This window comes from Mesorhizobium sp. M7A.F.Ca.AU.002.02.1.1, assembly GCF_003998535.1.
Taxonomy (GTDB): domain Bacteria; phylum Pseudomonadota; class Alphaproteobacteria; order Rhizobiales; family Rhizobiaceae; genus Mesorhizobium; species Mesorhizobium ciceri.
The window spans coordinates 1-1750 of the sequence record NZ_RZPB01001035.1; the positions used below are offsets into that span (position 1 = coordinate 1).

The 1750-nt window shown below is 60.3% G+C and carries 2 protein-coding genes; both read left to right on the top strand.

From position 1 onward, the window contains the following. The first annotated feature begins 212 nt into the window (after positions 1 to 212). On the top strand, positions 213 to 1319 hold the full coding sequence (locus EN879_RS34680; RefSeq protein WP_013532575.1) for a peptidase C39 family protein: 1107 nt from the start codon (positions 213 to 215) through the stop codon (positions 1317 to 1319). Continuing rightward, positions 1316 to 1750 (top strand): RimK-like ATPgrasp N-terminal domain-containing protein (locus tag EN879_RS34685; protein WP_206521068.1); only part of this gene is annotated, 435 nt, incomplete at its 3' end. The genes EN879_RS34680 and EN879_RS34685, both read left to right, overlap by 4 nt.

A 1750-nucleotide genomic window follows, 5' to 3' on the forward strand; every position in this document is an offset into this window, starting at 1 on the left:
GCCCTAATCGAGGTGCGATAGCGCTTGATGAATGCCGTCGCATCGCCCCGAAAATCGGAAACGGTTTTTGGAAAAACGAGGCGAAGATTCAAGGTGGTGGAGCGGACTTCGTGCGCCCAGGTGGACGCCGGTTTTCCCAACGCCCTGGTTGGCGTCAAGGACGTGTTCGAGTAGGGCCATTTCCACCACCAATCGAGGTTTTCTGAAGCCGCATGCCTGCCGAGATCCGCACGGCCCGCGCGTCTGACGTCGATGATCTCGCCGCCATCGAGAAAGCTGTTTTCTCAAGCGACCGTATTTCCCGCCGCTCCTTCCGACTGTTCATCGAGCGTGAAACCGCCGAGACGCTGGTCGCCGAAGTCGACGGCCGCGTGGCCGGTTATGCGATCGTGCTGTTTCGCAAAGGCAGCGGCGTGGCGCGCCTCTACTCGATTGCGACCAGTCCGTTTTTCGGCGGGCTGGGTGTCGGCCGCATCCTGCTCGGATCCGCCGAAGATGCCGCCTTCGAGCACGACCGCATGATGCTGCGTCTCGAAGTTCGCGAAGACAACAGCCGCGCGATCCGCATCTACGAACGGGCCGGTTATCGCAAGATCGGGCGTGAGCCCGGCTACTATGAGGATGGCGAAACGGCACTTCGCTACGAAAAAACCTTGCGTGGCGACATTCCGATCGCCACCAAGGTGCCGTTCTACCCGCAGACCTGTGAATTCACCTGCGGTCCGTGCTGCCTGATGATGGCGATGGCCAATTTCGATCGCGGCTTCGTGCCGGATCCGGTCATGGAAATCCGCCTGTGGCGTGAAGCGACGACCGTCTTCATGATGTCGGGTCCCGGGGGTTGCGAGCCGTTCGGCCTCGCTGTCTCGGGCTATGAGAGCGGGCTCGCGGTGGAGATCTACGTCTCCTTCTATGGCGCGCTGTTCCTGCAATCGGTGCGCAGCGAGGACAAGCGCAGGGTAATGGAACTGGCCCAGGTCGACTTTCGCCGACGCGCGGAACTTTACGGCATCCCGGTGAATTACCGTGCATTCACAATCGACGATATCCGCGCTGCGATCGCTGGGGGAAAGCTGGTGCTGGTGCTGATCAGCGGCTTCCTGATGTTCGGCAAGAAGGTGCCGCACTGGGTGCTGGCGATCGGCGATGACGGCGACCATATCCTGATCCACGACCCTTGGGTCGAGGATGAAAGGCAGGAGACCATCCTTGATGCAGCCAACATTCCCGTGCCTTACGGCATCTTCATGAACATGGCGCAGTTCGGTCGCGATGGACTGCGGGCCGCCATCACTCTGGGAAAGCGTGACAGACAATGACCTGGGTCATCCTTACCGGCAGGCAGAGCGATCTCGACCAGGTGGCGACACCGCACAAGATCATCACCAATCGCGACTATCTCGCGCATCCGTCATTGTTTCGCGGCCAGCGGCCGAAGGTCATCAACCTGTCGAACAATTACGCCTACCAGAGCCGCGGCTACTATGCCTCGCTGCTGGCAAGCTCGCGCGGCCACAAGGTGATCCCGACCGTCGAGACGATGATCGACCTGTCGGAACGCAAGCTCTATGAGCACGCGCTGCCGGAACTGGAACTGGCGCTCAACAAATGCCGCAAGGATCTTGGTGGCGCCTTTCCGCAAAAGGTCTGCATCTTCTTCGGCATCGGGCCGTCAAAAATCTGGGACCGTTTCGCCAAGCTGTTGTTCGATTGGTTCCGCGCACCGGCGCTCGAAGTCCACATCAAGGAC